The sequence below is a fragment of the Erythrobacter donghaensis genome, from assembly GCF_001557325.1.
GTDB lineage: Bacteria > Pseudomonadota > Alphaproteobacteria > Sphingomonadales > Sphingomonadaceae > Erythrobacter > Erythrobacter donghaensis_B.
On the sequence record NZ_LSJS01000132.1, the window covers coordinates 1 to 4,034 of the forward strand.

Annotated in this window: 6 protein-coding genes and 1 tRNA gene; 3 read left to right on the forward strand and 4 right to left on the reverse strand. The window is 68.4% G+C overall.

What is annotated here, in order from left to right; translation table 11 throughout:
- Positions 1-32: 32 nt before the first annotated feature.
- The 3 genes from AX692_RS06885 to AX692_RS06890 all read right to left on the reverse strand — a co-directional run bounded on the left by AX692_RS06885 (position 33) and on the right by AX692_RS06890 (position 1,511).
- Complete coding sequence (locus AX692_RS06885) at positions 33-680, reverse strand: hydrolase (protein WP_155644784.1); 648 nt, start codon at positions 678-680, stop codon at positions 33-35.
- 41 nt (positions 681-721) lie between these two features.
- A complete protein-coding gene (locus AX692_RS20805) occupies positions 722-1,024 on the reverse strand; it encodes a hypothetical protein (protein WP_196490162.1) in 303 nt (100 codons plus the stop codon).
- Positions 1,025-1,421: 397 nt separating this feature from the next.
- Positions 1,422-1,511, reverse strand: a tRNA-Ser gene (locus AX692_RS06890).
- A 182-nt stretch (positions 1,512-1,693) separates the two neighbouring features.
- On the opposite strand from AX692_RS06890, the gene hspQ reads away from it, so the two are divergent.
- Positions 1,694-2,074, forward strand: a complete 381-nt coding sequence (gene hspQ / locus AX692_RS06895) for a heat shock protein HspQ (protein ID WP_073973831.1) — start codon at positions 1,694-1,696, stop codon at positions 2,072-2,074.
- Positions 2,075-2,126: 52 nt separating this feature from the next.
- Positions 2,127-2,723 (forward strand): hypothetical protein, encoded by a 597-nt coding sequence (locus AX692_RS06900; RefSeq protein WP_073973832.1) that lies wholly within the window; start codon positions 2,127-2,129, stop codon positions 2,721-2,723.
- On the opposite strand, the gene AX692_RS06905 is transcribed toward AX692_RS06900, so the two are convergent.
- Positions 2,713-3,615: an ABC transporter permease gene (locus tag AX692_RS06905; RefSeq protein WP_081095190.1), complete on the reverse strand. Its 903-nt coding sequence runs from the start codon at positions 3,613-3,615 to the stop codon at positions 2,713-2,715. The two genes, AX692_RS06900 and AX692_RS06905, sit on opposite strands and share 11 nt — an antisense overlap.
- An 88-nt stretch (positions 3,616-3,703) precedes the next feature.
- Here AX692_RS06905 and AX692_RS06910 point away from each other — a divergent pair.
- Positions 3,704-4,034 (forward strand): GcrA family cell cycle regulator (locus tag AX692_RS06910; protein WP_230961044.1); only part of this gene is annotated, 331 nt, incomplete at its 3' end.

Sequence of the window (4,034 nt, forward strand, 5' to 3'; positions counted from 1 at the left end):
TCCGTGGGGGGGATGGCACGGACGGGGCGGAGTCACTCCGCGGCGGCGGCGGCGGGCCCCGCTTCGGAGGCATGTTCGCCCAGCGCCCACTTCGAGAAGCGGACCTGGATGCCGTAGGGGGTGAGGCCGCGCAGGATGTCCATGACGCCCTCGTAGGTTTCCGCGCGCGCCCAATCCTGCTGGAGCTCGAAGACAAACTGGAGCGAGGTGATCGGCACCGCCCCGGCCTGCACCATGCGCTGCACCGCGCGCTCGTGCGCCTCGGGGCTGGTGTCGCCGCAGGCGTCGGTCGCAACCAGAACCTCGTAGCCTTCCTTGAGCATGTCCAGCGTCGGGAAGTTCACGCAGGCGCCCGTCCACAGGCCCGCGATCACGAACCGCTTGCGGCCCGTCGCGCGCACCGCCTCGCGGAATTCCGCGTTCAGCCACGAGTTGATCGAGGTGCGGTCGATGACCTTGTGGTCGGGGAACACGTCCTCGGTCACCTCGGGCATGAACGGGCCCGAAAAGCTGTCCTTGGCGACGGTCGTGATGATCGTCGGCACCCCGAACAGCTTCGCCGCACGGGCGAGCACCTGGACGTTGTCGACGATCACCTTGCGGTCGTGGCTCTGCACGCCCTGGAACATGGCGGGCTGGAAATCGATCAGGATCAGCGCGGTATCGTCAGGGGTGATCATGTCTTGATGCGACAATGGCAGTCTCCTTGGTGTGAAAGGGGTCAGGCAAGATCGAAGACCAGCACCTCTCCGCCGGTCACGGAGGCAGCGCGATATCGGTGAGACCGGAAGACGGCGAGGCCGTCCCCCTCGCGCAGTTCGCCGCCCTCCACCTCGACGAGCCCGCGCACCACCTGGAGCCAGCCATGGCGGGCGGGCGCGAGGGCATGTCGATCCGGTCGCCGGGGGCGATCAGCGCGCGGTGGATGCGCAAGTCCTGATTGATCGCGGCCGCGTGCTCCCCGCCCGCACTCGCGCCCCGGTAACGGCGGGGTCAGATCGGCATGAGACTGCGTCAGGATCATCCTTCGCCTTTCGCCCCCAGCTTATCGAAAGGGCGGGCGGCTGACGCATCGGTTCTTGCGCTGGATGAGCATTCCCTGCGGCTTTCGCACCGGCCCCGATCCCGATGAGCACCCGCGCGCCGCCAGCGCGGGGCCGGGCCGCGCAGAGGGCGTTCATTGCTGTCGGCCGTTTCTCATGCAGGCGCGCAAGGGTGAATTGTGCGAACCCGGCTTGAACGGACGCAGCGCGGTCTTGCCGTTCGCCCTGCCTTCGAAAACAGCCGCCAGAACCGACTTCGAACACGATTGGAGGCAGATGGCAGGGTCCACCAGCTCGCAAGTTGGTCTAGGGTGAAACGATCGCGGTTCTGATGCCAAATCTCAGGTCATCAATCTGAAGATCGGCGACAGCAATGCGTGGCGGAGAGGGTGGGATTCGAACCCACGTTACCGTTGCCGGTAAACCGCATTTCGAGTGCGGCGCATTCGACCACTCTGCCACCTCTCCGCGAGGCCTGGCGCGCGTGTCTGGGCCGTCTGGTCGAGAGGCGGCGGGCGTCAGGAAGCGCGCCCGTTAGACCAAGCTTTCGGCCTTGCCAAGAGGGGCCGGGGCACAAAATGCGGGCATATCTGGCACGCCCCCGGCGAAGCGCGCTTGTTTTGCGCAGGCAAAGGTCCATATTGCGCTTCATGGAACGTGCTGAGTTCTTCTCGAGCCAGGCCGGACGCACGATCATCGCGCCGCGCCAGACCCGCGCCCGCTTCGGGATCGGCGATGTGGTCCGCCACCGCCTGTTCGCCTTCCGCGGCGTCGTCTTCGACATCGACCCGGTCTTCGCCAACTCGGAAGAGTGGTACCAGTCGATCCCCGAGGACATCCGCCCGCGCCGCGACCAGCCCTTCTACCACCTGCTCGCCGAGAACGAGGATTCGTCCTACGTCGCCTATGTGAGCCAGGGCAACCTCGTCGCCGATGCCGAGAGCGGACCGGTCGACCACCCGACGGTGCGCCAGCTGTTCGACAGCTTCAAGGACGGCCGCTACCGGATGCGGCGCTCGCTCACCCACTGAGGCGCCGCGCGCGCTTACGCCTTGGCAACCTTGCCCTGCTAGAGCAGTGGCCATGGCGAGCCTCGACCAGCCAGACAACGCAAGGATGGCGCAGCTGCGCGCCGCGCTCGAGCGCGAGCTCGGGCCCGAGGAGGTCGTGCTGTGGCACGGCTGGCAACTCGCCCGGCTCGATCCGCGGATGTTCGGCATCTATCTCTTCGCCGTCCCCTGGACCGCCTTCTCGCTCGCCTGGACGGGGATCGCGCTCGGCGCGGTGGCGAGCATGGGGGACGAGGGGCCGGGCATCCTCGCCTGGGCCTTCCCGCTGTTCGGCCTGCCCTTCGTCGCGGTCGGCTGCTGGATGCTCGCGCGCCCCTTCGTGCCGCTGTGGGAGCGCGGTCGGGTGCTTTATGTCGTCACCGACCGGCGCGTGCTCAAGCTCGCGCTCGGCCGGAAGCTCGAGGTGAGCGCCGTCCCCGCCGACCGGATCGGCCCCGCCCGGCGCAGCGAGAGCCGCGACGGGGCGGGCACGCTCAGCCTTGCGGTGCGGATCGGGCGCGACAGCGATGGCGACCGGCAGACCGAGCAGTTCGTGATCGGCGCGGTCGCCGATGTCATGGGCGCCCAGTCGGCGATCGCGCGGATCGCCGCCCGACCGCTCAGCTCTTGAGCTTCCAGCCCGAGCGCAGCAGCGCATAGACCCCGGCCGCCAGCACGCCGTTCAGCACCAGCAACCCCGCGCCCGCCGCCGCCACGTGCGCCCCGTCCCCCATGTCGCTCGCGCCCAGGAAACCGTATCGGAAGCCCGAGATGACGTAGAAGAACGGGTTCAACCGGCTCACCGTCTGGAACACCCCGTGGAGGTTCTCGATCGTGTAGAAAGTGCCCGACAGCAGCGACAGAGGCGCGATGACGAAGTTGGTGACGGCCGCGTTGTGATCGAACTTCTCGGCCCAGATCGAGGTCGCAAGGCCGATGATCGCGAGCAGGCCTGCCCCCATCAGCCCGAACCACACGACCGCCCACCAATGCGCGGGCACAAGCGAGACCCCCGGCCACAGCGCCATGGCAAGCGCCACGGTGCACCCCACCAGCACCGCCCGGGTCACCGCGGCGGCAAGGATCCCCGCCATCAGCTCGCCCGAGGACAGCGGCGGCATCAGGAGGTCGATGATCGTCCCCTGCATCTTGCCCGAGAGCAGCGAGAAGCTCGAATTGGCGAAGGCGTTCTGCATCATCGCCATCACGATCAGCCCGGGTGCGACAAAGCTGGCGAAGGGCACGCCCAGCACCTCGCGACCCTCGCGGCCCAGCGCGACGGTGAAAATCACCAGAAACAGCAGCGTTGTGAAGGCCGGGGCCCAGATCGTCTGCGTCTGCACCTTGAGAAACCGCCGCACCTCCTTCATATAGAGCGCCAAGAGCCCCACGCGATTGATCCCGGTAATCACCGGGGAGCCACGCGGGGCGAACCGGAAGCTCCCGCCGGTCTTGTCATCCGCCGTCACTTCATCCACGGGAGCGGCATTGCCGGAAGGGTTTGCAGTTGCGTTGTCAGCCATGGGCATGGTGCCTAGGCCGGGCTCCCGCCGCTGACAAGCACCCGGCCCCCTTCGGTCCCGCGCCGGGCACAGGAACAGGTAGAACACTATGAGCTGGACAGACGAGCGCATCGCAACGCTCAGGAAGATGTGGGAAGGCGGCGCGACTGCCAGCGAGATCGCGACCGAACTGGGCGGGGTCAGCCGCAATGCGGTGATCGGCAAGGCGCATCGCCTCGGCCTCAAGGCGCGCCCCTCGCCGGTCAAGGCCAACGAGAAGAAGAAGCCTGTCGCCGCTCCGGCCGCCAAGAAGCCGGCCGCACCCGCGCCGGTGGCCGCAGCGCCGCGCGCACCCGAGCCGACCGAGCGCGCTCCGGTCGAGGCGGCCGAGCGCCCGGCCCCGCGCCCGCCCGCGGCGCGGGCGCGGGCGGGCGCGGGGC